This window comes from Paenibacillus sp. J22P51, assembly GCF_059692215.1.
In genome coordinates this window covers 1-25,505 of record NZ_JCAUAZ010000004.1, presented here as the reverse complement: position 1 = coordinate 25,505, position 25,505 = coordinate 1, and the positions used below count along the sequence as shown (strand labels likewise).

The following is a 25,505-nucleotide window of genomic DNA, read 5'->3' as shown; positions in this document are numbered from 1 at the left end:
CCTGCCATGAAACATGCTTTTACACGTCTTGCCCAGTTCGTTAGCAGTGCCAAAGGTGTCAAAATCGTACTCATTAGCTGGCTAGCTGCCATCCTTTTATTAAGCGCCTTTGCGCCATCTTCCAAAGAGGTCGCCCAAAGCGGTGGTGAAGGCAGCCTAACTGGCCACACACTGTCTGAAGAAGCTAAACAGTTATTACAAGAGGCCTACCCTTCCCAAGACGGCTTAACCGCCATCCTTGTGTTCAATTCCGAACAACCCATCACGGATGCTGAACGCGGCGCCATAACTAGCATCAGTGCGTGGCTGGCTTCTGATCAGAAGCCGCCATACGTCACGCGTTCTCTACCCTTTCATCAAATGCCCGCCGCACAGCAAGAGCTCTTATTTTCCGCAGATCGTACAACGCTCTTGTTAACGCTCTCCCTCCAGAAGGATCTGGCATCTGGTCCTGTCTATGATACGCTTGAACAGATTCGTCATACGTCGGAGCAGATAGGCTTGGGGACGCTGAAGCTTGAAATCACAGGTCCCGCGGGCATCTCATCCGATACAATTATGCTCTTTAAAAAGGCCGATTTTGTGTTAATGCTCGCCACACTTGGTATCATTCTCATCATTTTAATCATCATCTATCGATCCCCCCTGTTGGCCTTGTTACCCTTGGTTATCGCAGGCATAGTGTATGTAGTCGTCGATAGAGTCATAGGTATGGCTGGCAAAATGGGCTGGATTTTCGTCGAGAAGCAATCCCTCTCCATCATGATGATCTTGCTTTTTGCTGTGTTGACGGATTACTGCTTATTTATCATTGCGCGCTATCGTTCCGCCCTGCGGACAACGGATTCCAAGTACGAGGCGATGTCGAAGGCCTTCTCCAACGTGGCTGAACCGATTTTCTTCAGCGGCGGCACCGTGCTAATCGCCATGCTCACCTTATTCACAGCTGTGTTCAAGCCCTATCATAACTTTGCGCCTGTTTTCTCCATCGCGATGTTGGTTATTTTGCTCGGTGGACTGACGTTAATTCCTGCTATGTTTGCCTTGATTGGGCGGAGAGCTTTTTGGCCTTTTATTCCACGTGCTGATGTGGTACTTGTGAATGAAGAGCCTCTCGGTTTCTGGGCTTGGGTAAGTGCTCGCGTTACCACAAAGCCTCGGATAACCGCTCTTGTACTCATTATCGTTCTGGTGGCACCTGCTCTATCTACACTAGGAACGCACTATTCGTTTAACCTCATGAAATCCTTCCCTAGCGATATTTCTTCCAGACAAGGCTTCGAAATTCTGGAAGCACAATTCCCACAGGGGGAATTAGCGCCAGTCACTCTTATTTTGGAGTCGGAGAAAGAAATCGTACAGGATACGGAATTCATCGCCAAAATGAGCACATTGACCAATCTTATCAAGCAGTATGAGGGGGTCAGCTCTCTTACGCCGGCGTTCGATCAAGCTCAGTTAGCTCCTGAGAATGCCAATTTACCGAAGCATACGATAAAGCTCCAACTGATCCTAAAGATGAATCCCTATGATCAAGCTGCGCTTGAAGTGATCTCCGGTTTACGCAAGGATAGCGAAGCCATGCTTGGGCAGAGCGGCTTCGAGCCTGCCCAGTTCACGCTGCATTACGCAGGCCAAACTGCGGAGCAGCTTGATGTCCGTACCATGAATAAGCGAGATACGTTGGTTATTTTCTCACTCATTACGCTATTTATTACCGTTATGCTGATCTGGCAGGCCCGCTCCATTCGATTGGCGCTCACCATGATGGCCACCATGCTGCTGTCCTACGCAGCAACAATGGGAGTCGTGTGGAGTGTGTTTCATTTCGGGTTTGGACACGATGCCTTCAGCTACCGTCTGCCTGTGTACACCTTTATCTTTCTCATCTCGTTAGGCGTGGACTATAACATCATTTTGGTCTCTAGGGTGCAAGAGGAAGCGCGGCGCCATCCCTGGCGAGCAGCCGTGCAGCGCGGCGCGGCGCTTACTGGCGGCGTCATCTCTTCAGCGGGCATCGTGCTGGCGGCGACCTTCTGTGTCTTAATGACGCAGCCTTTGCAGGAGTTGCTGCTGTTTGGGTTCGCGATGATGGCAGGTATTCTAATCGACACTTTTCTCGTTCGAGGCATGCTGCTCCCAGCACTCATGATCAATTTGGGACCGCGTGAGGCTAAAGCGAAGAATGCTCCACGAACTTGGGCGCAATAGGTTCTTGTCCCTAGTCGCTCTCCTCCCTCTCTTTGCATACACATAACAGAGAGAGGAGCGTCGATCCCTGTATGGTGTATCAGAAACAAAGTGAACGACATAAACAGCAACTCCCCAACGCTCGTGCCATTCGGAGAGCATGCAACAAGGAGCTATATCGGACCATTAAGCGGTTAAAAATATGGCTCACCCCCGAGCAAATCAAGTCTGCCGAGACCATTTACGTGAAAAAAGTGATGCTGAACCTCCCCTTCATCGTCGAGAATGGCAGCAATCGCCGGCTGCTAGCTGACTGGTTCGGCGAAAATGTTGCGCCCGAGGTCGCTCCTTTATGGAACGTGGAGCTGGAAAGCTTGAATGATGCGTTTCGCGACGCATTTGGCGGGTAGGGCGGCGCGGTTCCGCCGCTTGTACACAAACCTTTTGATAAAAGCGGTCTATCGCATCTATTTCTGCCAAAACCAGCTCGGTTGGCGTGATAGCTGCGGTTTGCCGCTTTTATTTGCTTTGCTCGCTCCACTTACCTTTCTCGCACGCGCCTCGAGCCCCACTTAAGCTCGTTTTCCGAGCCTATCCCGTTCAACCGACCCCTTTAAGCTCGTTTTCCGAGCTTATCTCACGCGCTTCCCACTCTCTCCCATCTCACCCACCAGCCAAACAAAAAAAGGCCGGGGGACAACCATCCCCGCAGCCTTTTTCTTAGTGATACTCAGGCAACCACTTGCCGTGCGCTTCAATCAACTCATCACACATCGCGATGATATCATCCATCGACAGCTCAGCCGAGGTGTGCGGATCAAGCATAGCCGCGTGATAAATATGCTCGCGCTTACGCGTAATCGCCGCTTCTATCGTCAACAGCTGCGTGTTAATGTTCGTGCGGTTCAGAGCCGCCAATTGTGGAGGCAGATCCCCTACAAACGTAGGTGTAACACCGTTGCGATCTACCAAGCAAGTCACTTCCACACACGCTTCGCGCGGCAAGTTCGTGATCAAGCCGGTATTCATGACGTTACCGCCGATTTTGAACGGAACATCGGTCTCGATCGCCTCGAAAATATACGAAGCATACTCATGCGAACGCACATGTGTCAGACTTGCATCGTTCACGAGATCCTCACGCATTTGCTTCCATCTACTAATTTGATCGATACAACGGCGCGGATACTCATCGAGCGGAATGTTGAAACGATCAACGAGCTCTGGGTAATTCCGCTTGATGAAGTACGGATGATACTCCGCATTATGCTCGGAGGACTCTGTAATATAGTGGCCGAACTTCAGCATCATTTCGTAACGAACCATGTCCTTATGCTTCTCTTTTTGCTTCTCAGCCGCCCGCTTCTTAATTTCCGGATAGAGATCGACACCATCCTTGGTCACTTCGAGCAGCCAGGCCATATGATTAATACCGGCGATTTTCGCTTTGACTCCCGTTTGATCCATCTCCAAGTGTTTAAACAACTCTGGCACGCAAGATTGCACACTGTGACATAATCCAACCGTGCGCACACCACCATACGTGTTCATCACATTGGTCAAAACTGCCATCGGATTCGTGTAGTTTAGGAACAAGGCATCCGGACATACCTCACGCACATCGGCAGCAAAATCCAGCATAACAGGGATCGTTCTCAAGTTTCTGAAAATACCGCCAATCCCAACCGTATCTGCAATCGTTTGACGCAATCCGTACTTCTTCGGAATTTCAAAATCCGTAATCGTACATGGATCATAGCCACCTACTTGGATCGCATTCACCACATATTTGGCACCACTCAGTGCCTCTTTACGGTTTGTATACGCTTTAATAATGGATGTACTTCCACTTGTTTTCTTGATGTTATTCAACATATTGGCTGAATCCTGTAACCGTTCATGATCAATATCAAAGAGAGCGATTTCAAAGCCTTGCAGCGCGGGAGTAAGCAAACAATCACCTAGTACATTTTTCGCGAAAACTGTGCTTCCTGCACCTAAAAAAGTAATTTTGGACATGTGAGAATCTCCTCCAATAGTTCATCTATTAACATATCCTTACTATAGCGCAAGCCCGCTTTGAAAAATATGGATTGAAACAACTCCAATATGGACATTTGTAGTTTAATAGGGTACGCTCAAAACAAAAAACATAACGAGGCTCCTATGAATCCGGATCACACCTACTTCACAGTAAGTATTAACCCGCTTCACAGTAATCTTGACTTATCTGTCCTTTTTAGTGGTGAAGGCAAACCCAGTCCCCTACATAAAACGGGTCCCGGTGTTCATGACTATTTTCTCGTTCATACTGTCCTCTCAGGGACAGGCACTTTTGAAACCGGAGGGCGAATCTACACCTGCACCGCAGGCGATACCTTTTTCATTTTTCCAGGTGAGCTTTTCACTTATACCGCAGATGCCGACAACCCTTGGCATTATATTTGGGTCGCTTTTACGGGGCGCAGCGCAAGCACAACGTTATCTCAAATTGGCGTCTCCCCTGGGCAAGCCGTGGTATCCGGCAGTAATCCGCGTACGATTCGGCACCACTATCGCCATATTCGTTCCTGCTTCCAACAGACTGACTTTCCTCAGCTCGAAGAGTTGGAATCCGAAGGCTGGCTAAAGCTGCTCCTACGTGAGTTTGGACGCACAAATGCACACCACATAACTACCAACCCAATCGCCGAAACCGATATCCAACGTCAAATCGGTCAAGCCATCCGCTACTTAGAGCTGCAGTACACCCAAGCGGTCTCGATCGAGCATCTTGCTCGCAGTCTGGGCTATCACCGTACCTATTTATGCAAAATGTTCAAACAATCCACCGGCCTCTCGCCGATGCAATACTTATTCAACATCCGCATGGAACGGGCCAAGCAGCTACTGATGACGACCGCCATGACCATCGATCAGGTTGCTTCCTCCGTCGGCTTCAATGATGCGCTTTACTTCTCCAAGCAGTTTCACAAATGGAGTGGTTCCGCTCCTTCGGTATATCGAAAGGAACTTCGAAGTATGCAACCGTAATCACCGATTTTCATGAAAAAAGAGCCTAACGCCAAACATCTTGGCGAAGGCTCTATTCATGTATTCACTATTTATTACTTCATGCCATAGAAACTTAGCGTACCTGATACCTCATCTGAACTAACAAATACGTTCTTACCGTTTACTTTATGGATACCTTCGGGTGACTCACCGCCAGATGGCAATAGACCCAAATAATTCGGTTTAGTGATATCTGTCACATCAAAGAACAAGATTGCATTAGCTCGTTCAGAGGCTACAGCTAGAAGCGGCTTACCATTGATAAGTCCGATTGTTAAGTTCTCCACTTCACTGCCTTTGTTAGCACTTCTGCTATCCGGATATAAGCCAGCTTGAGCTGTCTTTCTATCAATGAGATCCATGCTGTCGTAGACCACTTTCCCCTGCTGGTCCCACACCATAATATTACGTCCGCCCGCTTTAACGCCGTCTTTAAACTCATCCTTACCTAAATCACCTTCGTTGGCAGTAATCACATACTTCCCATCTAAGGACCAAACAATGCCATCCGCTTCAGGGCGTGCTGTCATATCTTCAGTGATTGATGTCACACTATTGCTCTTCAAATCGGCCTTATGCTTCGTTACCCCTAAACCGAATATCGTGACAATTTTCTTAGAAGGTAAATCTACAATAGCAATGGCATTATTCTCTTGAAGTGTAATCGCAGCCTGCAAGTTGTCCGGGCTAATGGCGACATATTCGGGTTGTGGATCATTAGGATAAGTAACCCCTCCACTAACTTGTGTTAAATCAATCTTCAACTCCGTATGTACGCCTTTCAGGACCTCTCCATTCGGGAATTCGATGATAGAAATGGAGCCAGGACGCTTGACTGTCTTCATATCAATTTCACCCGTTGCAGGGTTGAGCTCTTCATCCTCATTACAGACAACGGCATACTTACCGTCACTTGAGATCGTAACGGAATCTGGCCCCACGCCAATTTCATACGTTTTAACTGTCTCTTGCTTCGCAATGTCCACAACAGCTAGGTAACCTTTATTCGCTACATTTACAGTGTCGCCTGCTCGAACACCTACAAGCACATACTTGCCATCTGGTGTAACGACAACACTTGTCACCTCAGCTTCTTTCGAAAGATCCAAGAAGCTAATCACTTTCTTAACCGATATGGCAGCAAGGTTTTCAATCGATACCAGCGAGATGCTGCCCAAGTCTGCTTCTGTGACGATGAGTGTTTTACCATCAGGCGTCGATGATGAAATTTCTGCCTTTTTATTCGGCATCTGGTAGGTTGTGAGCGACTCTAACCCTGTTTTATTCTGATTTTTGATAACCTCATCCTGTATCGTCTTGAAAGCAGCTTTACTTAGTTGTGCATGACTATCGAGGAGATATGGCTTTTTATCCAATTGAATGGACTTCCCTTGAAAAGTAGCCTCTGTTGAGTCCAGTTTCACGAGTGCTTGTACACCGCCAACTTGAATTTCAATCGAATGATCCTTTTCATTCCAGATTACTTTGCCTTCCATACTTTCAATCGTCGCCCGTAATGGGAGATCTGTTGTTTCTGCTAACGCGTAAGCTGGAACTAATCCAGCTACGATCAATAAGCCTGCCATAGCCCCGCCAACTGCTGTTTTCATCATTTTTTTCAACACAAACACTCCTCTATTCGAAAGATGTTCTTTCAGCATAGAGGAGTATTGTTAATTCCATCCTTTTTTAATTTAAAGATTAGGTAAATATTAAATCTCGATATCCACGACCAAGCTATCCACACGGCCAACTTCACGAATATACGCTGCTACCGCTTGATGCTCGGGGTTAGGACCGTAAGCAGCTAACGCAGCACGATCTTCAAAACGCACGGATAGCACCACTTGAAAGCCTTGATTCTTCTCAGAGAAGTTAAGACCCGCTTGAATATCCACGATACCCGTCAGATGAGCACGCAGCGCTTTAAAACGATCAACAACCTCTTGAAGCTGCTCCTGCGTTGTTGTTTCACCAAATTTTACAAGGACGATATGATCAATCATGTTGTGAACCTCTTTCTATTTTATTTAGGATATTAATGATAAACGACACTAATCTTATCACTTACCAGCTATCGACGCAATCCGATCCGAGCTCAGCACCTGAACCCCTAATTTCCCCGACTTCGCCGCTCGAATTAAGCCCGTTGCAATTGTGCTCGCATGAATGGGGCGATACTTCCGTAGACGTCCTGTCATCAGCGGTGCTATGGCTCGTGACGCGATACTGCCCAGCCTCTCACCTAGTCGAAACTCCCCACGGTCACCTAGGATCAGAGAAGGCCGAAGCAGGTACAACGCGCGAAGCCGCATCCCTCGCAGTTTATCTTCAACCTCACCCTTTACCTGATTATAGAAAAAGGAGGAGGTGCGGTCTGCACCCATGGCAGTCACAATTGCGAATGCATCAGCCTGTGCCTTACTAGCCACTTCAGCAAGCAGCAGGGGATAGTCTCGATCAACTCTGCGGAATTGCTGTTTGGAGCCTGCTTTTTTAATCGTCGTTCCTAGGGTGCAGAACACGTGCGCATGTGCAATCTCAGAAGCCTTCAAACTCTCACCCAGCTTACCAAAATCGATTACCCGCTGCTCCAGCTTCCCATGCCCGCGAAGCTGCTCTACGTCTAACTTCTTACGAACTAACGCAATAATCCTGTCATAGTCTGGATCGTTCACTAGCTGTTTGAGCAGTTCCTGTCCAACTAAGCCAGTTCCTCCCGCAACAATCGCTGTTCTCCCTTTCATAGCACGCCTCCAACTTCAAGTTTAAACATGATCATCTTCATCATATGGCCATTTGGTATCCACTTCAACACGATTCCTTCCGCCAGACTTCGCCCGGTACAAGGCATGGTCTGCCCGAGAAACCATATCTTCCAGCACCATGGTTCCGTATTCCAATGTAGGGGAATATTCCGCAACACCGATGCTTGCCGTAATTTTGACCGAAAGGTTATCTCTTTTGTAAGGCTCCGCAATTAAAAGCTTTCTCAATTCCTCGGCTAATCTGGCACTCTCTTCAGCATCTTTCCACAGCAGCAATAGAATGAATTCTTCGCCGCCGTACCTCGCCACAATCGCATCCTCCCCCGCATACCGCTTCAAAAGACTTGCAACATGATGAAGCACGCCATCACCGACCAAGTGACCATGCGTATCATTAATTTTCTTAAAATGATCAATATCCATCATCAAGAGGGAGCAGGTCTGGCCGGATAAAATACACGTCTGCAATTGCTTATTTCCTGCTAGCATCATGTATCGTCGATTATGTATTTCTGTCAGTTGGTCCATCCATGCCGAATGCTCTAAAAGCGAAATATTCGATTTCAGCCGATCGGACATCAGATTAAACGTAGATACTAATTGACGCAGCTCCACGGGAGCTTTTCTTATTTTATCCGCATCAATCTGGTAATCGTAGTTCCCCTTCTGGATGATCTTCGTGGCACGCAGCAAATATCGAATCGGCCTCTCGATTTTGGAAGCGGTGATCACGGCAGCCGCAATACTGAGAAGCAGTGCGATCAATGAAATGAAAATAATCGTCATGCTTAATTCATTCAGTTTTTGGAAAACTTCTTTCTGTGTGATCTCGCCAACGACAAGCCAATTCTTCCCTTGGGACCACCTATATTGTCCATATACGCGTTCACCTCGGAATCCAATATACGCGCTCTGATCAGTACTACCCGCCTTGGCGCGTTGGAAAATTTCAGACGTAACTCGGTGTGTTACTGCACTACTCTCCGCATGCTTGGAGGCTGTTACAATATTCCCCTGTGCATCAAGCACATAGACTTCCCCCGTATCCCCGAAGCTAAGCTGCGCCATCAATTTATTCAGCATGTCGAGTGTGACAATACCGAGAACGATCCCTTTAAAATCATTATGATCGCCAATGACAGGAGCCGAGAACGTAATAACGGGCTCTCCATTTTCTTTCGACATCAAGACACCAGAGACGTAGCTTTTCTTTTCCTTGCCCCGGTTATAGTACACACGATCCCCCACATAAAACGTGTTCGTATCTGTGCGAATATAGCCATCCTCCTCAACAAAGGTAATGGAATAAAACTCCGAGTTCACCTTCGCATAATCTTGAAACTCTCGTTTCAAATCGCCAATCCGATGAAGCTTCGCATTATCTGAAAGCGCGAAGCGTTTAATTGCATCCAGCTTTTCTTGATTCCACCGTTCGATATATAAGCTCTGCAAGGCGATCACTTGCTTGAGTTGAACCCCTGCCTCTTCTAACCGATTTCCCTTCTCTATGAAGTAAAAAGGAACAATGATCGAAAAAGCCAGCAACACAATGATTGCGCATATCCAGAGTTGAAGTGTTTTAATGGTATGATTGGAAAAAAGAGAAAACATAGGCCCCATCGAGGTTTCCCCCCTTTTTATTTCTATATATCTCCAGTATACCTTATATTCAGACAAAAATAGACAGATTTCGCTGATTTCCAGCATAAACGTGTGAATATTTCGTAAAATCGTCCGTTTGAAAAGTAGGACCCTTTCGCTTATGCTATTTGGTAAGTAGAAAAGAGGTAGCTAACCCGATGAAAATTCTCGTATTAACCGAAAAGCCAAGCGTAGCCAAAGAAATTGCTCGCGTGCTTGGCTGTAACCAGAAGCAAAAACACCACTTCGAAGGTGCCAAATATGTCGTCACTTGGGCGCTCGGCCATCTCGTTACACTCGCTGAGCCCGATGATTACGATCCCAAGTACAAGACCTGGAACCTGGAAGATCTGCCCATTATCCCTAGCAAAATGAAGCTCAAGGTCATGAAAGAAACGTCGCAGCAGTTTCGGGCAATCGAGCATCTCAGTCGTCGTGGTGACCTATCCGAGCTGATCATCGCAACCGATGCGGGGCGCGAAGGCGAGCTCGTCGCGCGCTGGATTATGGAGCTGATCCGCTGGAAGAAGCCGTTCAAACGGCTTTGGATCTCGTCGCAGACGGATCAGGCGATTCGCGAAGGCTTTGCGCAGCTGAAGCCTGGCACTGACTACAACCGGCTGTATCAAGCAGCCGTCTGCCGTTCCGAGGCCGATTGGCTGATCGGCCTCAATGTGACCCGCGCGCTGACAAGCAAGTTCGGCGCGTCCCTTTCCGCTGGGCGTGTACAGACGCCCACGCTGGCCATGATGATCAACCGTGAGTCGGAAATCCGCGATTTCCGATCCGTCGACTACTGGTTGATCGAAGCCGAGCTCGGGTCCTTTCGCGCCCAGTGGCGGGACCCGAAGACTGGCGACTCGCGTATATTTGACCGCGAGCGCGCCGATGCCTTGACAACGAAGTTGCAAGGTCAGAGCGGCCGTATCGTGCAGGTGAATAAGACCGAGAAGCAGATTCCACACCCGCTGGCTTATGATTTGACCGAGCTGCAGCGCGATGCGAACCGTAAATTCGGCTTCTCCGCCAAACAGACGTCGAATGTCCTGCAACGGTTATATGAGCAATATAAGCTGGTCACCTACCCGCGAACCGATTCGCGTTATTTGACCTCAGATATGGTACCGACCCTGCTCGGCCGATTGAAAGGGGCTGCCATTGGCCCATATGCGGCGCTTGCCGCACCTTTTATCCGTAAGCCGCTGACCATCACGAAGCGCATCGTCGACGACACCAAGGTTAGTGATCATCATGCTATTATCCCAACAGGAGAAGCGATCTCACTCGCTACGTTAAGCGCAGACGAACGGCGGCTCTATGATCTGATCCTTCGCCGATTCCTAGCCTTATTCAGCGGTCCTTGCCGTTACGATGAAACGAAGTTAACGATCGAGATCGCTGGCGAAAAGCTCTATGCTTCCGGTAAAGTCGTGAAGCAAGCTGGCTGGAAAGAGGTGTATGGCGCCACCGATTTCACCGATCCGGATCGGGAAGACAACGATTCCGAAGAAGATGCCGGTCAACTGCTGCCACAAGCGTCTGAGAAAGACGCAGTAACCGCTCGTAATGTTCGGCAAGTAAGTCGACAAACGAAGCCACCTTCTCGCCATAATGAGGCTTCCTTGCTATCGCAGATGGAGAAATTTGGTCTTGGCACACCTGCGACTCGCGCAGATATTATCGAGAAGCTTGTATCCTCTGACACGATTGAGCGCCAGGGCTCCCTGCTCATCCCTACCGGCAAGGGCACTCAGCTCATCGAGCTAGCTTCCGAGGAGCTGCGTTCTCCTGAACTTACTGCTCGTTGGGAGCAAGAGCTCGAACGCATCTCCAAAGGCAAAGGGAGCATGGATGCCTTCCTTAGCGGTATTCGCAAGAAGGCAGCGGAGCTGGTTGATGAAGTGAAACGCAGCTCAGCCGCGTATAAACCGCATAATTTAACCGGCAGTAAATGCCCTGATTGCGGTGAATTCCTTCAAGAAGTCAAAGGCAAACGAGGACGCTATCTGGTATGTTCAAGCCGTGAGTGCTCCTATAAACGTGAAGCTGATGGGCAATTAACGAACCATCGGTGCCCACAGTGCCACAAGAAGATGGAAATTCACACGGGTAAAGCAGGCAAATACTTTCAATGTCGTCCCTGCAATGTCGTTGAGAAAATCGACGGCGAATCTACGGGTGGAGGACGCAAGGCTACTGCCAAAGCGAACCGTCAGCTGATCGAGAAGTTCTCGGATCAATCCGGGGTTGGCAACTCGCTGGCCGACAAGCTGCTCGCAGCCCTTCAGCAGAAGAAGGAAGACTAATACCAAGAATAAAGCCCAAGCGACTTGCTTCATCGCTTGGGCTTTTACACTATGAGAAAATACCTGCATCGGCATGTTTATAGCTTGCTTTTAACTGACAACTTGTTGCGTTTTCGTCAATATCCTTCCTTTAACCGCTAATTCGAGCTCTTCCAAACTTGTGATACCCAGACTAACCAGCGCATCTCCAGCTTCCATATAAACGTTAGCTAAAATATGCATACTTGTTTGTGGCACAAGTGATTTACGAAACTCGTGAAAAAGCACCGCATTATACGCTTTGAGTACCGTCATAAACTCGACGGTTGGCGGGATACATCCGCGAATTTCAGAGGATCGCCAGAAAAATTCCCTCACATGCATAATATCGGAACCCGTGCGGTTCAACTTTCGAATCATCGCAAAAAACTCGTCAACAAGTAATTGTCGATCCGCTTTCATGTGACCATCCCTCCACTCTCGTATTCCTACATGAAGGATACCACAAATAGTTCTTTAGATCTATACAAGCTCCTCTAGATTTAAGGGCTTCTATACCTATGAAAATTTGAGGATTTCTCTTTTCTTCTTTCCTTTACCTCTTTGTGTAAAAAGCATGTCCAAAAGGTAAAGCACGACACCAAAATTAATCGCAATATCAGCAAAATTCATGACACCATTTCCTGAATGAATGACGATGAAATCCGTGACCTTCCCGAATAGAAGCCGCTCTATTCCATTACCTATGGCCCCACCGACCAGGAGCGCAGCTGCGCTTTGTTTTAGAGTACCTGGAAGACCTCCTTGTCTACGGTACCACCAAATTCCAGCAACAATGAGAACAGCCAGTATGCCTAATACGGGAGCCCATCCCTGCAACGAACTGCCTGCTGCCCCGCTATTTTGATAATAAGTAAACGAAATGACATCTTTATAAAAAGGCATGGATTCGCCAACCTCCATTACCGATCGTATCCATATCTTGGACAGCTGATCGACAGCCGCAATCACTAGGATAATTGAATAAAATAGCATGTTACCTCTCCCCTCGTTTGGCTTCAACCCTCACCTCTTTATATTACTTGAAAAGAAAGGTGAACAGCTAATTCTGCGCAGCATGAAAAGCCCCCCCAGTCCTATGACTCTGAGGCGGCTCCTGTATCCTTTTTGAACATCAACTTAAGCTCATTAACGTTCGATACAGCTCTCCAGGCGTGTTTGCGATGTGGTCCGGATTTCCACTGAGCAGCAGTTGGGGAGAGTCGTACCCCCATGTCACAGCCACGATCGGCACGCCTAATTTCTTACAGGATTCAATATCCCGCAATTCATCACCAACATAAATCATGCGCGTGGGCGTGGTTCCCCATTGCTTCATCACTTTGCGAATGGAGTGGTGCTTGCCGAAAATATGCTTCGCTGAAATGATCTCCTTAAACGCACCCTCCAGCTTGTTTTTTCGCAGGAATAGACGGATATTCGCTTCGGAATTGGAAGAAAGGATCGAGCTTTTGACTCCTTGTGTGGAGAGCCTCGCAATGACCTCCTTCATACCAGGCACGATTTGCAGTGATCGAATATTCTCGTGATACAGCTGTCGCCCTGCCACCATGAGCTTCGGTATTTGGAGCACAGGCACCCCTAACCGATCTACGCGCTCAGAAATGGACATCGAACGTAAGGGGGCCAAGTCCTGCTCACGAATGGGGCGGAAACGATATTGGATGGCCATTTCATTATAGAGCTTAACCAGAAGCGCCCTAGAATCGACAAGTGTCCCGTCAAAATCAAACAGTACGTGCTTTACCATCTGGGTGTATATACAAAAAAGGCCGGACCCTCGGGCGGCACTTGGCGAATTTGATTATCTTTAAACTCCTGTGCTGGATCTAAGACCACATGCGGATTACCTATGATTCGCATATCCTCCCACACACAGGAAACGCCTCGTTCGTAGCCCACTGCACTACCAGCGAACATTTTACAGCCTTTGCAAAACTGATCTTTTTGCTGCGCGTCCAGTTTCACAACTTTATTACGAAGACAACAGTAAATTTCATTAACTTCGTTACATACATTAACATGAGTGATCAGAGCCATTTACCGTCAACTCCTTGCGGCACTTTGAGTGTGTAATAGTAAGTTTATCGAACTACTATTAAGTGTATGACACAATTTTGTAAACGGAATAACATTTCACACGATAGACCGTCCAAATTTGCTACAATTAGGATGTATAATGACAGGTTTGGAGGTGCTTCCCCTTGCAGGACACATTACACTATGTGATTCCCTTTCTGATCTTTGGTTTTTTTATTTATCGACGGGCGAAGCGCACCATTGGTTTTCAAAAACTTTCGCGAGGCAGACTCACCTTTCGTCTGTCGCTGTTCAGCCTATTCGGGATGATCATTTTCCTCCTTGGTTTCGTGCATCCCATCCATTTCATCGGCTATCTAATCGGTCTTGCAGGCGGTGCCTTGCTCGGTCGAACTGCGATTCGCCATACCCGCTTCGAGCATCGGAGTGATGGCTGGTACTATCGCACACATCTGTGGATTGAAGTCACAGTCCTAGTTCTATTCCTTGGCCGCATTGCGTATCGCTACGCTGCTATCGCGATTTCCACGGGATCAACAACTAACATTTCTCCTGCAGATTTCTCTCAGTTTACAAAAGATCCCGTCACCGCCGGTGTCTTCTTCATCATCGTGTCGTACTATGTCTTGTTTTTCGGTTACTTACTGCGTGAAGGTGCCAAATTGGATCCAGCCGCCTTGGCCGAAAGCGATGACAGCGAGATTGCCAGCAATGGCAGCTCCAGCGTGGGAGCGGCCAGCCCTCAGGCGAGCGTTCGGGTGGAGTAATTGAGTAACGGAACGTGAGGACGCTATTTGTCGGATTCCGGCTTTAGCGGTGAAGATGCGGAACGTAGGGGCGCTATTTCATTGGATAAATACACTATATTCTCCTAATCGAAGCTGAAAATAAGCAGTTCATTGGATTTATCCTGTGGGCTAACCGAATAATAGCCTAAAAAGAACCTATTTCTCTGATTTGAGTGGAATTATCCAGTCAAATCAATTATTTGGCTACTTTTTAGAGCAACCCATTGGATTAAACCAATGGGCGGGGTAGTTATGTCGGTGTACCTCGGTTGGTGGTGTATAGCAACTTCTCTCCCTCTACTCCTACACACACTTGATCATTTAAACAAATTAGGTACTTAACAAGAAAGGGATATCCCCTCGGTCAATTGACCTGGGGGAATATCCCTTTTTATCGCCAGTAGGCGATTAATCTGCCTGTGACGCCAATTCGGTGGGCGATTCTCGCTTTTAGCGCCATTTAGGGGCGCTATTTGGTGCGCCGAGGGCATCCTGCTCTGCATTAAGGCCCTTTTCGGGCCTTAATGCCGCGGAAAGAGCAAGCCCGCCTACTTCGCAGCCTCCTCGGCAGCTTTCGCGAACTGCGTGCTGTACAGCCGCGCGTACAGCCCTTCCAGTGCAAGCAGCTCGCTATGCGTGCCCCGCTCCACGACGCTGCCCGCCTCGATCACCAGAATGTGATCGGCGGCCAGCACCGTGGAGAGGCGGTGCGCGATCACGAGCGTCGTGCGCCCTTGCATCAGTTCCTCGAGCGCCGCCTGCACATAGGACTCGGATTCCGAGTCCAAGTGCGACGTCGCCTCATCGAGGATGAGGATGCGCGGGCGCTTCAGGATCGCGCGAGCTATCGCGATCCGCTGGCGCTCGCCACCGGAGAGCCGGTGGCCGCGCTCTCCAACCATCGTGTCGTACCCTTCGGGGAGCGACACAATGAAATCGTGGATGTAGGCCTGCCGACAAGCGGCCTCCATCTCCTCACGCGTAGCGTCCTCCCGCGCGAAGCGCAGGTTATCGCCAATCGTCGCGTGGAACAGAAAAGACTCCTGCGTCACATATGCGATCTGTGCACGCAGTGACGCTAACCCCACGTCGCGGACGTTCACGCCGTCGACCTCAACAACGCCGGCCGTCGGGTCGTACAGCCGCGCAATCATCCCGATCAGCGTCGACTTCCCTGCGCCGCTAGGTCCAACGAGCGCGACCATTTCACCAGGCTGCGCCTCGAAGGTGACGTCGCGCAGCGCATACTGCACCTCTCTGCCATTCCGCCCTGCTTCACCTAGATCCACCAGCTTCTCCTTTGTTTCGCCGATCTCCACCGCTCTGCCCTTCTGCTCTGCTCCGCCTGGCTCCACCGGTCTGCCCATCTGCCCTGCTTCACCTAGTTCCACCAGCTTCTCCCTTGCACCGCCTAGGTCCCCTAACTTCCCTTCACGCCCAGCTTTGCTTCGATCCTCCGGTTTCCCTTTCGTCCTTCCTTGGCCTTGATCCACTGCCTTGCCTTTCTGCCCCGATCCCCCTACTTCCCCTGACTTATAAGCAAAAGACACCTGCTTATAGCTCACACGCCCCGCCACCTGCCCTAGCTGGCGCGCGCCCTCAGCATCCATGACATCAGGCACCATGTCCTGATACTCAAAAATCCGCTGGAATACCCCCAGCGCCGTCGCAACCTCTACTTGTAGGTTCAATAGTGTCCCTACAGGCATATACAACCGCCCCAAATACGCCGTGAACGCAACGATAGAGCCTAAAGTCATATCCCCATTAATAACGGAGTAGCCGCCATAAATATAAATAATCGCCGTGCCTAACGGCCCTAGCGTGCTCGTTGCCATCCCGAACCAACGGCCAACTAGATTGAGCCGCAGCTCGAGATCCATCACCTTTTGATTCATCTTCGTGAATTCCTGCTCTTGCTGCTTCTCTCTCCCAAAAATCCGCGTTAACAACGCACCCGAAATACCGAAGTTCTCATTCAGCTGCGAGGTGATGTCTGAGCGCACTTTTTGCGTTTCGAGCCGCAGTGCCTTCCGCAGCTTCGACACCTTTTTCACAGGCAGTACGAAAAGCGGAAGGATGAGCACCGAAATGATCGCCAGCTTCCAATCAAGCGCAAACAAAATGCCAATCGTCGTGAAGACAATCACGATCTGCGTGATCGAGGATACAACGATGGAGGTCACTACACTCTGCACGGATTGCACATCACCTGTGATCCGCTGAACAATTTCCCCAGAGCGCGCGTCCGTGAAGAAAGACATCGATTGCCGCTGCAAATTGTGAAACAACGACTGTCCTAAATCCCGAATAACCCCTTGAGTTACTTTGGTATTGAGGTGGTTTTGCCACACGCCAAGCACACCGCTCAGCACAGGCAGCAGAATTAACAGCAGCGCCATCACAGACAATAGCTGGACACGCCCCTGTGGAATTGCCGTATCAATAATTTCCTTCATAACTAAGGGAGGGACCAACCCGATCACTGCCGCAAGCAGCGCCAAACCGATAATCACCAAGAGCTGTCCCCAATACCTTTTGAACAAAAACAAAATCCTGCGTATCGATACATCCTTCAACTTCGCCTTCGGGCGATTCCGGTCGGAAAGCCGCCCCATTCCCCCTGGTCCACCTGGTCCTATCACTCACTTATCACTCCGATCTTTCTCCTCTTGCTGCCCTCCGCTACAATGGAATTGCATACGTTATGGCACTTGTCACTTCATCCGCCATTCTGAGCACATGATATAACGAAGTTGTTTGCAGCACATTGTACTGCCTAGGTCCATCCACATTCACGATCGCCGCAATCGTGTAATCACCAATAGGAGGCAGTACCTTTCCCACTGATTTTCCGGGAGCCAATGGCTGGTTCGACAGTTGATACAGGCCCACACTCAATTTTTGCCCCAAACAAGCATCTATCGCAATTACCACGACATTCGGTGGAATTTCCTGCAAACGCAACGCCAAGTTACTGGCATCACAAGGTGCCGCTAGCGTTCCAATGACATGTGGATAACCAAGCTCTGCAAGTTTACTCCCAACAAGCGGACCCAGAGAGTCTCCTGTCGAGCGATCCGTCCCTATACATACAAAAGCCAACCTCCGAGGATCCAGCTTGTTGCTCAAGGCAATCTTTTGCAGAAACTGGCCCAACTGCTTACCATTCACCTTTTTCCAAAACTGCTCCTGCAGCTCCATGGGTTCTTTCTCCATCTTTGCCTCCCTTTCAGGCATGTACACATCTCGCTTCACCTGATGCATGATAATTCTATTCTTTCATATGGAGGTGGCACATGTCCACTTCAGCACCCTCATTTGCGCACACCAAATAAGCGTTACTCAACGGAGCAAAGCCTATTCATGCTGCTTGATTGTTCTGATCAGTCACCAATTAATGTACACGGTTCATCCGTACGACTCGATAATAGAGCTGACCGCTTACCTCTTGTTCCACTTCCAGATAGCCTTCCGTATGGACATAATCACCCAACATATAGGTGGAAGCGTCTGCGGAATCGGCATGTGTCAGAAAGAGAAGCGCCACTTTATCATCCCCTACCACAAATCCAACCTGTTCCTTCACCTGAAACTTCTCAAGAATTTTGCCATGGTGTGATCTCACGATATGATGAAACCGCCAAGCCCCATCCTCATTCACGATAAAATAAAGCACACGATTTCGATGCGCATTGCTAAACTCCCGCGTTACGCCGATCATGCACACCTTCTCACCAATGCGTAAATACTCATCGATGATGTACGATTTCAATCGCAATCGATGTGTATTTTTGCTATGAATATACGATTCCATCTCATCTATGGAGCGCTGATCCTTTGGATCTTGCTTGGTCGCGTAGAATACTTCTCTAATAAACGTATCCGTTTGGAATTGCCTTGCCCCTTTGAAATGGTTATAAGTTTGAAAAAATTGCCCAATCACTTCCCGGATATCTTCCGGTATGGCAGGACCCGTTTCTACGCTATACATGCGATCTGTTCGACCCGACAATTTAATTTTATGAAACCAGCTTTTCCAGACACTGACTTGCATGTCGCACGCGTCACCTACTTTCTTCCAACCATTTCTCCATTATAGGCTATAATTCTCAAAAATTCGATAAAAATCGCAGATATTCGCACAAAAAAAGAGCATCTGCCCGCCAGGCTTTCCATTGTGAAAGCCCTAGCGAACATACGCTCTTAAACAACTTGCTTCTACTTGTGTTAGTCCTTAGCTTAAAGCACGCGTTTTGCCCCTACATATCTGGAGCTCCAATAGGTGCTAGCGAGACTATCGACCTTTACACCACCGGACGTCGTCGCGGAAATGAATTGATTATTTCCCAAATAGATGCCCACATGATTGACGATGTTTGAAGCAAAGAATACGAGATCTCCTTCTTTCAAATCCGTCACTCTTGCACCTGCTTGATCATACATTTGGACAGAGGTACGCGGCAGCTCGATGCCTTTGGCCTCGAACAAGTAGCGAACGAATCCAGAACAATCAAAACCTTTGGGTGTTGTTCCTCCCCATTGATAAGGCGTTCCTTTAAAAGTCGTTGCAGCTTGAATAATTTGAGCTGAAACGGATGGCTGAACGACCTTTAGTGCTGGGGCGGCTGCTGGTGGCGGTGCAATCCATGCTGGCTTATGGGACTTACCGTCCTCTTCAACGATGGCGATTTTATTCGCATCATTCCACGCAATCGGAGATCCAAACGTCTCTGTTATGAAACGCAAAGGAACGAAGGTATTTCCCTTAAGCAGTGTCGGACTGCTCTCTAATTCAACTAACTTACTGTTGACTACCGCTTGCTCTTCGTCCGTTGTTAGTTGAATCGCCTGCTCATTGTTCTTTAGGGTGACGACAACTTCATCACCTTGCTTCGCCCAGTCCACTTGATAACCTAGCTTCTCCGACAGCACACGCAGTGGCACCTGAAGCTTACCCTCTGTGTCAATAAACGGCTGTACTTCAGGGAATTGCACCAGTTCGTCATTCACTTGAACCTTCACCGAAGAGGTGTCTGTCGCAGCTTGAGCTGATGGAGCGTTGAACATGGAGATGGCTGCGCCCAAAAGAACGCATGAGCAAATAACACTTTTTGTAAAAAGTTTCAAAACATTGTCCTCCTTGAAGCCTCCGAGGTTAGTTGACGGGTTCGGGAAGAGGTTTTCCCTAGTGCGCTCCATTAGTCTAAGACTAACTAAGCATCCATTCACCCCAAGTAAAGAAGTCCCCCGTACCGGAGCTTTTGATGCTCCGAGATTCGGCATTTTTTGTCTATGTTAGACTAGCACAGTTCGTTTTCGCCTGACAACCTTTTCGCGGTGGTAAGTGTTTCCTTTTCGGGTTGTGCCACATGAACAAAAGCACCTCCAGAGATTATTATCCTGAGGTGCCCTTACCATTACTGCCTATATACCTCTGCGTAGAGAGTGTTCTTGTAGGGCCCAAACTCTTTTTCCGTCAACGGATGAGGATAACTCATGATTTGGAGAGGTAATGACAGTTGCCCTTCTCTGAGAGGAGGCTGCTCATAGGGAAATAGGTTCAAATGAAAGCCGCACCGCTCATAAAATTCAATTCTCCGCTTGGCATCCGACGTATTTGGCGGCTCGACTTCAAGTACGATAGGCGTTGCAGCGCTGCTCATATATGTCGTCAGCATTCGTTTGCCTATCCCTCCGCCCCGAATCGCGGTATGGACTGCAATATGCTCCACAAATCGGAACGTACCGAAATTCCAACTTGCCACAAAGCCAAGCAGTTGCCCATGAGCCTCCCTCTCGACATCAATTCTGTAATTAGGATGCGAAAGCAGCGCTCGCTGCCCTTCATAGGTCCTTATCTCCGTATCAGGAAAAGCGGATTCCATCAGTTCGAATACATCATTAAATGAATCAACTAACTCCATCGTTGGCATCTCCTTTCAGATTAGGGTATCCAACAAAGCCTTCTGATCATGCAACACCTTACCACTTTGATAAAAAGCATGTGCCGCAGTAGGAAAGCCCGCTGGCAACGCATGACCCATGAATGGGTGAACCTCTATGGGAATACTCCAAATGCTTATTATAACGCTTCCTACGGAAGCAACTGGTGGTATATTTGGACGCTCGTCCTACATAGCCTATTCTCAGAAGTGTGCACGGACGGTCGAACCCTCTATGGGCTCTCTTCACAGCCTAGCATAAATAAAAAAGACCACCCGAAGGTGATCTTTTTTATTTAAGCGGGCGGCGGGAATCGAACCCGCGCGATCAGCTTGGAAGGCTGAAGTTCTACCATTAAACTACGCCCGCATATAAAAATTCTAAAGTGGTCGGGACGACACGATTTGAACATGCGACCCCCTGCTCCCAAAGCAGGTGCTCTACCAAGCTGAGCTACGTCCCGTAGTGAAGATAAAGTGTAAATGGCGCGCCCTGAGAGATTCGAACTCCCGACCTTTTGATTCGTAGTCAAATACTCTATCCAGCTGAGCTAAGGGCGCAAATATTGGAGCGGAAGACGGGGATCGAACCCGCGACCCTCGCCTTGGCAAGGCGATGCTCTACCGCTGAGCCACTTCCGCATACGGTTATTTCTCACTCGCTCAGTAAGAGTTTCTCTGAGGCGACAAGGAATAATATATCAGGTATTCGGGACAAATGCAACTTTTTTTTCAATCTTTTTATTATTTGATGAAAACTCCACCAAAAGGCAGCACTTCCCGAGCTATACGTCGCAGCAAGCTATCCGATTTCATATGCTCGTCCAACTTGGGATCAGGCTTACAAGGCTGCATAAGCACATGTCCATGGCCAGTGATCTCCCAGTGATAGTTCATATGCTGACTAGCCAGTGTATTACCGTATACACAAAGTCGCAGCTTGGCCTGCCGCGGATAAGCAACAAGACAGCTGACATCGATATATAAAGGTTGCTTTGGATCTAAAGCCATCTGATGCAAAGGACCCGCTGTTAATAAGCCTAGCGTACCGGGGCCATGAAATTGCATTTTAACAAGATCTTGCGTGATCAAGGAATTCTTGACGCTCTGCAAATGCGTTGTGAAAGTCACACCTTCCGTATAGAACAAGACATGACGAAACTCAAACAAAAGGTCATCTTCGGCTTCTAAAGGCAGTACAGCCAAGCTATAAGCTTCTGGCAGCCCCATCAGCAATTGTCCTGGCCCTCTTACACGTGATTGGATCAACCTCTTTTTCCTATACATACCGGGAAGCTTCATTAAGGCATCTTCTCTAAGCTCTGGCATCCCTTGGAACGCTACAATTTGGTTGGGATGCAGCACATGCACAGACTCGCCTTGCTCAAGCTGAAGCGTTGCCATCCTTGCTTGTAAGCTTGCATTTTCAAAGATGACCTCCATACGCATCCCCTCCTCATCCCTGCCTGCTAACGCATCCCGCGCTTCTTCCTACGCCACACGATAATACGAAACACGCGCCCGAGCAAAAAATAGCCTACAACAAGCGCAGCTGCGGTAATCACCATGTAGGTTATTTTTCGGTTTCGTTTCTCTTTATCCAGCGCAAGTTGTTCCATTACTTTCAATCGCTCTTGCAATTGCTCGTTATCCTTCTTAAGTGCCTCGTTCTGGCTCAAGAGACGATCTTCGATCTCTTGGGACTGCCGAACGGCTTCCGATAGCTTGTCCTTCTGTTCTTCTAATTGCTGCTTCGTAGCCTCATAATCCTTCTGGATCTGCTCGACATTGCTTGGTAGTTGATAGATTTCTTTTGCCCGATCTAACCATGAGGCATGGGCAGCGGGAGCTGGATACATGAACCCAATCCAGATAATAAAGATAACCACGAGTCCAATCGAAGTCATGATACGTTTTTGCATCCGCAATCCCTCCCATGCTTCACATCTCGACATTATGTTCTATTTTACAGCAAAAATCACCCCTTCACCACTTCTATCGCTTGAACCGGATACCGCAAAATCGTTTTCAATTTCACAGGCTCAATCTTCCTCGGATCGGATAAATAAATCTCATGATGAAGTCCACAATAGCTGAGCTGATTTTGTTCCATAAAATGCTCCATCTGAGCCAATGTTTCTGGCTCGGTCGCATACGGACCCACGTGCAGCATCTGGACACAGCGTCCCTCATGCAAAGTTTCATACTCAACATTGGAGATTATCTTAAGCTCTTTTTTCTTGTCAGCGGCAGCTCTACGTGCTACTTCTACGTCCTCAGCGGTGACATACGCTGGCATACGAATCAACAGCTTCCAATGCCATTCTTCCCTCGGCACCTCTAGCGCAGATCTAGGATCGCCATCCACCCACCACTGCCCTTCTAGCTTCGCTACAGTGAAGTCTTGCTCCAGTTTCTTGTAATAGGCCTTAACACCGTATGCGACCGTGTATAGCGCTTCTGTGGCGTTAGCAAAGGCTGTACCATTGGGATCTCCCTTCCCCACAATAGCAACATAGGAGATAGGTTCAAATTCAACTAACTGTGGCTTAGCTGGCGCTGTATAATAGGCTTTATCCTTTTTGGCTAAATCTAATTTATCCATGGATGCACTTCCTTCTTTTTTTCTTCTACTTTACAAAATAAACCCTGACAACCCTATGTCAACAAACAGAAAAAAACTTACTGTCGCAAATATGCGAAACAAGTAAGTTTTTGTCTCATAAAAGGATATGTAATTATTCCGCAGCCGGTGGGGTAAACGAGCGTTGTGCAAATTCAGCATCCAACATATAGAAAGCATTGCTGTCTTTATCAATGCGCTTCAATTTATTAATAATACTGTCGAACATCGCTTCTTCCTCTACCTGCTCATCAATGAACCATTTCAAGAACTGCATCGTCGCATGCTCACGATCATTCAGCGCTAAGTCGGATAAGTGGTAAATGCGTTTGGTCACTTCTTGCTCATGCAGATAAGCATGCTCAAAAGCATCCAAAATCGACTCATATTGATTCACTGGTGTATTCATCCCTGCAAAATTAACCTTTTTCCCACGGTCATTAATAAACTTGAAAATTTTCATTGCATGAAACTTCTCTTCTTCGGCTTGTACTTTAAAAAAGTTCGAAAACCCGTCCAAGCTTTCCGCAGCGCAATAACCAGCAATAGCCAAGTAGACGTGCGCGGAGTAAAACTCATAATTCATCTGCTCATTGAGCGCTTCGGTTAGTGTATCGTTTAACATCTGTGCACACACCCTTCTGTATGGTTATCTCTTGCGTATTCCCCATACATACAAGATTACCAGAATTGTGCATAGAAATACAAACGGAAGAAACAATTTTAGTAGATCCAGGTTCATGCCATCACGCTTTTAGCCTTAGACGCCGTGATTATTTCTTTAATCTGGGCATATAAATGGTCAGGTGACTCCGCGCATAACAACTTCTTCTTCCCAATCATCGCAATACATTCTTTCTTACAATGCCGGCAATTACCTAAGCAATCCTTCTTCTTCTGTTTCAGGTCCGGGTATTCGTGCTTCAACGATTTATATATTTGTTTGGATCCGAATTTCTCATTTCTGCAGCAGTATTTAATCGTTTTCAATTGCGATCTCCTCCCGCCATTTCACGTACAATCACTACTCTTGATATTAGTGATAATAATAATCAATGTCAACCAGAAATTAAATGAGCATGTACGCAAAAAGAGCTTTCTTTGATCCCCGTTAAAGGATGAAAGAAAGCTCTTTCTGTTTGTTTGGATGCGCGTAGAGGGACTTGAACCCCCACGGTCGCCCGCTAGATCCTAAGTCTAGTGCGTCTGCCAATTCCGCCATACGCGCATGCTGTAAATAAGGCAAATGGTGAGTCATGTAGGATTCGAACCTACGACACCCTGATTAAAAGTCAGGTGCTCTACCAACTGAGCTAATGACTCATGTTTTGTAATAAAAATGGCGGAGCTGACGGGATTCGAACCCGCGGTCTCCTGCGTGACAGGCAGGCATGTTGGGCCACTACACCACAGCTCCACACTATGTAAATCTCCTCTTAGTAAGAGGTTGGTTGCGGGGGCAGGATTTGAACCTGCGGCCTTCGGGTTATGAGCCCGACGAGCTACCGGGCTGCTCCACCCCGCGACAATACTAGCATGATATTTTATTATTCCCATAGAAATCTGAGCCATCCAAATTTCTTCTGAAAAGGTAAAATGGTGGAGGCTGACGGGATCGAACCGCCGACCCTCTGCTTGTAAGGCAGATGCTCTCCCAGCTGAGCTAAGCCTCCATGCGATAAAGAAAAAGTGGTGACCCGTAGGGGACTCGAACCCCTGTTACCTCCGTGAAAGGGAGGTGTCTTAACCACTTGACCAACGGGCCTCGTAAACAGGCTTTTCTTATGTAAAAGTTCTTATGGCGGAGAGAGAGGGATTCGAACCCTCGAGACGCTTGTGACGCCTACACGATTTCCAATCGTGCTCCTTCGGCCAGCTCGGACACCTCTCCATGAAAAGGCCTGATATGTGAAAAATAAATGGCTCCCCGAACAGGACTCGAACCTGTGACAACTCGATTAACAGTCGAGTGCTCTACCAACTGAGCTATCAGGGAACAATGCTTGGCAACGTTCTACTCTCCCAGAACCCTGCGGTTCAAGTACCATCGACGCTGGAGGGCTTAACGGTCGTGTTCGAGATGGGAACGCGTGGGTCCCCTCCGCCATCAT

General features: G+C 48.2%; 24 protein-coding genes, 12 tRNA genes, 1 rRNA gene and 1 riboswitch. Of the genes, 5 read left to right on the top strand and 32 right to left on the bottom strand.

Annotation, left to right across the window (positions count from 1 at the left end; all coding sequences use genetic code 11):
* Positions 1 to 6: 6 nt before the first annotated feature.
* Positions 7 to 2,211, top strand: coding sequence for an MMPL family transporter (locus tag AC58QC_RS11065; RefSeq protein WP_497415197.1), 2,205 nt, complete (start codon positions 7 to 9; stop codon positions 2,209 to 2,211).
* A 71-nt stretch (positions 2,212 to 2,282) separates the two neighbouring features.
* A complete protein-coding gene (locus AC58QC_RS11060; protein ID WP_497415196.1) occupies positions 2,283 to 2,600 on the top strand; it encodes a dehydrogenase in 318 nt (105 codons plus the stop codon).
* 310 nt (positions 2,601 to 2,910) lie between these two features.
* Here the strand turns inward: AC58QC_RS11060 and AC58QC_RS11055 are convergent, their stop codons facing one another.
* A complete protein-coding gene (locus tag AC58QC_RS11055; RefSeq protein WP_497415195.1) occupies positions 2,911 to 4,209 on the bottom strand; it encodes an alpha-glucosidase/alpha-galactosidase in 1,299 nt (432 codons plus the stop codon).
* Between the two features lie 147 nt (positions 4,210 to 4,356).
* Between AC58QC_RS11055 and AC58QC_RS11050 the strand changes: the two genes are divergently transcribed.
* Entirely contained in the window at positions 4,357 to 5,223 is an 867-nt protein-coding gene (locus AC58QC_RS11050) for an AraC family transcriptional regulator (RefSeq protein WP_497415194.1), read from the top strand.
* Between the two features lie 74 nt (positions 5,224 to 5,297).
* Here the strand turns inward: AC58QC_RS11050 and AC58QC_RS11045 are convergent, their stop codons facing one another.
* The 4 genes from AC58QC_RS11045 to AC58QC_RS11030 form a co-directional block, all read right to left on the bottom strand.
* On the bottom strand, positions 5,298 to 6,857 hold the full coding sequence (locus tag AC58QC_RS11045; RefSeq protein ID WP_497415544.1) for a choice-of-anchor I domain-containing protein: 1,560 nt from the start codon (positions 6,855 to 6,857) through the stop codon (positions 5,298 to 5,300).
* Between the two features lie 99 nt (positions 6,858 to 6,956).
* Complete coding sequence (locus AC58QC_RS11040) at positions 6,957 to 7,250, bottom strand: Dabb family protein (protein ID WP_497415193.1); 294 nt, start codon at positions 7,248 to 7,250, stop codon at positions 6,957 to 6,959.
* 57 nt (positions 7,251 to 7,307) lie between these two features.
* Positions 7,308 to 7,991 carry an NAD(P)H-binding protein gene (locus AC58QC_RS11035; protein ID WP_497415192.1) on the bottom strand — a complete coding sequence of 228 codons (684 nt, stop codon included), beginning with the start codon at positions 7,989 to 7,991 and terminating at the stop codon, positions 7,308 to 7,310.
* Between the two features lie 21 nt (positions 7,992 to 8,012).
* On the bottom strand, positions 8,013 to 9,632 hold the full coding sequence (locus tag AC58QC_RS11030; RefSeq protein WP_497415191.1) for a sensor domain-containing diguanylate cyclase: 1,620 nt from the start codon (positions 9,630 to 9,632) through the stop codon (positions 8,013 to 8,015).
* A gap of 179 nt (positions 9,633 to 9,811) precedes the next feature.
* Here AC58QC_RS11030 and AC58QC_RS11025 point away from each other — a divergent pair, with 179 nt between their 5' ends.
* Positions 9,812 to 11,959 (top strand): DNA topoisomerase III, encoded by a 2,148-nt coding sequence (locus tag AC58QC_RS11025; RefSeq protein WP_497415190.1) that lies wholly within the window; start codon positions 9,812 to 9,814, stop codon positions 11,957 to 11,959.
* Positions 11,960 to 12,049: 90 nt separating this feature from the next.
* On the opposite strand, the gene AC58QC_RS11020 is transcribed toward AC58QC_RS11025, so the two are convergent.
* The 4 genes from AC58QC_RS11020 to AC58QC_RS11005 all read right to left on the bottom strand — a co-directional run bounded on the left by AC58QC_RS11020 (position 12,050) and on the right by AC58QC_RS11005 (position 14,038).
* Complete coding sequence (locus AC58QC_RS11020) at positions 12,050 to 12,400, bottom strand: hypothetical protein (protein WP_497415189.1); 351 nt, start codon at positions 12,398 to 12,400, stop codon at positions 12,050 to 12,052.
* A gap of 96 nt (positions 12,401 to 12,496) precedes the next feature.
* The gene (gene lspA / locus AC58QC_RS11015; protein ID WP_497415188.1) at positions 12,497 to 12,973 is read right to left on the bottom strand and encodes a signal peptidase II; all 477 of its coding nucleotides are present in this window, start codon (positions 12,971 to 12,973) and stop codon (positions 12,497 to 12,499) included.
* Positions 12,974 to 13,112: 139 nt separating this feature from the next.
* On the bottom strand, positions 13,113 to 13,748 hold the full coding sequence (locus tag AC58QC_RS11010) for an HAD-IA family hydrolase (protein WP_497415187.1): 636 nt from the start codon (positions 13,746 to 13,748) through the stop codon (positions 13,113 to 13,115).
* On the bottom strand, positions 13,742 to 14,038 hold the full coding sequence (locus AC58QC_RS11005) for a hypothetical protein (protein WP_497415186.1): 297 nt from the start codon (positions 14,036 to 14,038) through the stop codon (positions 13,742 to 13,744). The genes AC58QC_RS11010 and AC58QC_RS11005 overlap by 7 nt, the downstream gene beginning before the upstream one ends.
* A gap of 164 nt (positions 14,039 to 14,202) precedes the next feature.
* Here AC58QC_RS11005 and AC58QC_RS11000 point away from each other — a divergent pair, with 164 nt between their 5' ends.
* Positions 14,203 to 14,805: a CcdC protein domain-containing protein gene (locus AC58QC_RS11000; RefSeq protein ID WP_497415185.1), complete on the top strand. Its 603-nt coding sequence runs from the start codon at positions 14,203 to 14,205 to the stop codon at positions 14,803 to 14,805.
* Positions 14,806 to 15,374: 569 nt separating this feature from the next.
* Here AC58QC_RS11000 and AC58QC_RS10995 read toward each other — a convergent pair.
* The 23 genes from AC58QC_RS10995 to rrf form a co-directional block, all read right to left on the bottom strand.
* Entirely contained in the window at positions 15,375 to 17,444 is a 2,070-nt protein-coding gene (locus AC58QC_RS10995) for an ABC transporter ATP-binding protein (protein ID WP_497415184.1), read from the bottom strand.
* Positions 17,445 to 17,511: 67 nt separating this feature from the next.
* Positions 17,512 to 18,045, bottom strand: coding sequence for a spore protease YyaC (gene yyaC, locus AC58QC_RS10990; protein ID WP_497415183.1), 534 nt, complete (start codon positions 18,043 to 18,045; stop codon positions 17,512 to 17,514).
* Positions 18,046 to 18,223: 178 nt separating this feature from the next.
* The gene (locus AC58QC_RS10985; protein ID WP_497415182.1) at positions 18,224 to 18,883 is read right to left on the bottom strand and encodes a hypothetical protein; all 660 of its coding nucleotides are present in this window, start codon (positions 18,881 to 18,883) and stop codon (positions 18,224 to 18,226) included.
* A gap of 185 nt (positions 18,884 to 19,068) precedes the next feature.
* Complete coding sequence (locus AC58QC_RS10980) at positions 19,069 to 19,956, bottom strand: C40 family peptidase (protein WP_497415181.1); 888 nt, start codon at positions 19,954 to 19,956, stop codon at positions 19,069 to 19,071.
* Between the two features lie 2 nt (positions 19,957 to 19,958).
* Positions 19,959 to 20,121, bottom strand: a riboswitch (cyclic di-AMP (ydaO/yuaA leader).
* A 125-nt stretch (positions 20,122 to 20,246) separates the two neighbouring features.
* Positions 20,247 to 20,753, bottom strand: a complete 507-nt coding sequence (locus AC58QC_RS10975; RefSeq protein ID WP_497415180.1) for a GNAT family N-acetyltransferase — start codon at positions 20,751 to 20,753, stop codon at positions 20,247 to 20,249.
* A 317-nt stretch (positions 20,754 to 21,070) separates the two neighbouring features.
* Positions 21,071 to 21,141: transfer RNA gene (locus AC58QC_RS10970), tRNA-Gly, on the bottom strand.
* A gap of 17 nt (positions 21,142 to 21,158) precedes the next feature.
* Positions 21,159 to 21,235: transfer RNA gene (locus AC58QC_RS10965), tRNA-Pro, on the bottom strand.
* Between the two features lie 20 nt (positions 21,236 to 21,255).
* Positions 21,256 to 21,332 (bottom strand) — tRNA-Arg (locus AC58QC_RS10960).
* A 6-nt stretch (positions 21,333 to 21,338) separates the two neighbouring features.
* Positions 21,339 to 21,413 (bottom strand) — tRNA-Gly (locus AC58QC_RS10955).
* Positions 21,414 to 21,515: 102 nt separating this feature from the next.
* Positions 21,516 to 22,214 carry an AIM24 family protein gene (locus AC58QC_RS10950; RefSeq protein ID WP_497415179.1) on the bottom strand — a complete coding sequence of 233 codons (699 nt, stop codon included), beginning with the start codon at positions 22,212 to 22,214 and terminating at the stop codon, positions 21,516 to 21,518.
* A gap of 26 nt (positions 22,215 to 22,240) precedes the next feature.
* Positions 22,241 to 22,693, bottom strand: a complete 453-nt coding sequence (locus AC58QC_RS10945) for an SH3 domain-containing protein (RefSeq protein WP_497415178.1) — start codon at positions 22,691 to 22,693, stop codon at positions 22,241 to 22,243.
* A gap of 56 nt (positions 22,694 to 22,749) precedes the next feature.
* Positions 22,750 to 23,376, bottom strand: coding sequence for a GyrI-like domain-containing protein (locus AC58QC_RS10940; protein WP_497415177.1), 627 nt, complete (start codon positions 23,374 to 23,376; stop codon positions 22,750 to 22,752).
* 133 nt (positions 23,377 to 23,509) lie between these two features.
* Positions 23,510 to 24,019, bottom strand: coding sequence for a ferritin (locus AC58QC_RS10935; RefSeq protein ID WP_497260156.1), 510 nt, complete (start codon positions 24,017 to 24,019; stop codon positions 23,510 to 23,512).
* A 113-nt stretch (positions 24,020 to 24,132) separates the two neighbouring features.
* Positions 24,133 to 24,384, bottom strand: a complete 252-nt coding sequence (locus AC58QC_RS10930) for a DUF1450 domain-containing protein (protein WP_497415176.1) — start codon at positions 24,382 to 24,384, stop codon at positions 24,133 to 24,135.
* A 158-nt stretch (positions 24,385 to 24,542) separates the two neighbouring features.
* A tRNA-Leu gene (locus AC58QC_RS10925) sits at positions 24,543 to 24,622 on the bottom strand.
* A 19-nt stretch (positions 24,623 to 24,641) separates the two neighbouring features.
* Positions 24,642 to 24,717 (bottom strand) — tRNA-Lys (locus AC58QC_RS10920).
* Between the two features lie 17 nt (positions 24,718 to 24,734).
* Positions 24,735 to 24,811: transfer RNA gene (locus AC58QC_RS10915), tRNA-Asp, on the bottom strand.
* Positions 24,812 to 24,842: 31 nt separating this feature from the next.
* A tRNA-Met gene (locus tag AC58QC_RS10910) sits at positions 24,843 to 24,919 on the bottom strand.
* A 72-nt stretch (positions 24,920 to 24,991) separates the two neighbouring features.
* Positions 24,992 to 25,067: transfer RNA gene (locus AC58QC_RS10905), tRNA-Val, on the bottom strand.
* Between the two features lie 17 nt (positions 25,068 to 25,084).
* Positions 25,085 to 25,159 (bottom strand) — tRNA-Glu (locus tag AC58QC_RS10900).
* Between the two features lie 34 nt (positions 25,160 to 25,193).
* Positions 25,194 to 25,285 (bottom strand) — tRNA-Ser (locus tag AC58QC_RS10895).
* A 29-nt stretch (positions 25,286 to 25,314) separates the two neighbouring features.
* A tRNA-Asn gene (locus AC58QC_RS10890) sits at positions 25,315 to 25,390 on the bottom strand.
* A 5-nt stretch (positions 25,391 to 25,395) separates the two neighbouring features.
* Positions 25,396 to 25,505 (bottom strand): 5S ribosomal RNA (gene rrf / locus AC58QC_RS10885); the annotation flags it as partial.

What these genes read in the sequence shown, in the direction of transcription:
- AC58QC_RS11055 (WP_497415195.1), bottom strand. Translation starts at nt 4,209, where the DNA reads ATGTCCAAAATTACTTTTTTAGGTGCAGGAAGCACAGTTTTCGCGAAA.
- AC58QC_RS11045 (WP_497415544.1), bottom strand. Translation starts at nt 6,857, where the DNA reads ATGATGAAAACAGCAGTTGGCGGGGCTATGGCAGGCTTATTGATCGTA.
- AC58QC_RS11050 (WP_497415194.1), top strand. Translation starts at nt 4,357, where the DNA reads ATGAATCCGGATCACACCTACTTCACAGTAAGTATTAACCCGCTTCAC.
- AC58QC_RS11030 (WP_497415191.1), bottom strand. Translation starts at nt 9,632, where the DNA reads ATGGGGCCTATGTTTTCTCTTTTTTCCAATCATACCATTAAAACACTT.
- AC58QC_RS10935 (WP_497260156.1), bottom strand. Translation starts at nt 24,019, where the DNA reads ATGTTAAACGATACACTAACCGAAGCGCTCAATGAGCAGATGAATTAT.
- AC58QC_RS11065 (WP_497415197.1), top strand. Translation starts at nt 7, where the DNA reads ATGAAACATGCTTTTACACGTCTTGCCCAGTTCGTTAGCAGTGCCAAA.
- AC58QC_RS11035 (WP_497415192.1), bottom strand. Translation starts at nt 7,991, where the DNA reads ATGAAAGGGAGAACAGCGATTGTTGCGGGAGGAACTGGCTTAGTTGGA.
- AC58QC_RS11060 (WP_497415196.1), top strand. Translation starts at nt 2,283, where the DNA reads ATGGTGTATCAGAAACAAAGTGAACGACATAAACAGCAACTCCCCAAC.
- AC58QC_RS10945 (WP_497415178.1), bottom strand. Translation starts at nt 22,693, where the DNA reads ATGCAAAAACGTATCATGACTTCGATTGGACTCGTGGTTATCTTTATT.
- AC58QC_RS10995 (WP_497415184.1), bottom strand. Translation starts at nt 17,444, where the DNA reads ATGGGGCGGCTTTCCGACCGGAATCGCCCGAAGGCGAAGTTGAAGGAT.
- lspA (WP_497415188.1), bottom strand. Translation starts at nt 12,973, where the DNA reads ATGCTATTTTATTCAATTATCCTAGTGATTGCGGCTGTCGATCAGCTG.
- AC58QC_RS10985 (WP_497415182.1), bottom strand. Translation starts at nt 18,883, where the DNA reads ATGCAAGTCAGTGTCTGGAAAAGCTGGTTTCATAAAATTAAATTGTCG.
- AC58QC_RS11005 (WP_497415186.1), bottom strand. Translation starts at nt 14,038, where the DNA reads ATGGCTCTGATCACTCATGTTAATGTATGTAACGAAGTTAATGAAATT.
- AC58QC_RS10950 (WP_497415179.1), bottom strand. Translation starts at nt 22,214, where the DNA reads ATGGAGGTCATCTTTGAAAATGCAAGCTTACAAGCAAGGATGGCAACG.
- yyaC (WP_497415183.1), bottom strand. Translation starts at nt 18,045, where the DNA reads ATGGAGAAAGAACCCATGGAGCTGCAGGAGCAGTTTTGGAAAAAGGTG.
- AC58QC_RS10940 (WP_497415177.1), bottom strand. Translation starts at nt 23,376, where the DNA reads ATGGATAAATTAGATTTAGCCAAAAAGGATAAAGCCTATTATACAGCG.
- AC58QC_RS11025 (WP_497415190.1), top strand. Translation starts at nt 9,812, where the DNA reads ATGAAAATTCTCGTATTAACCGAAAAGCCAAGCGTAGCCAAAGAAATT.
- AC58QC_RS10975 (WP_497415180.1), bottom strand. Translation starts at nt 20,753, where the DNA reads ATGGAGTTAGTTGATTCATTTAATGATGTATTCGAACTGATGGAATCC.
- AC58QC_RS11020 (WP_497415189.1), bottom strand. Translation starts at nt 12,400, where the DNA reads ATGAAAGCGGATCGACAATTACTTGTTGACGAGTTTTTTGCGATGATT.
- AC58QC_RS11010 (WP_497415187.1), bottom strand. Translation starts at nt 13,748, where the DNA reads ATGGTAAAGCACGTACTGTTTGATTTTGACGGGACACTTGTCGATTCT.
- AC58QC_RS11040 (WP_497415193.1), bottom strand. Translation starts at nt 7,250, where the DNA reads ATGATTGATCATATCGTCCTTGTAAAATTTGGTGAAACAACAACGCAG.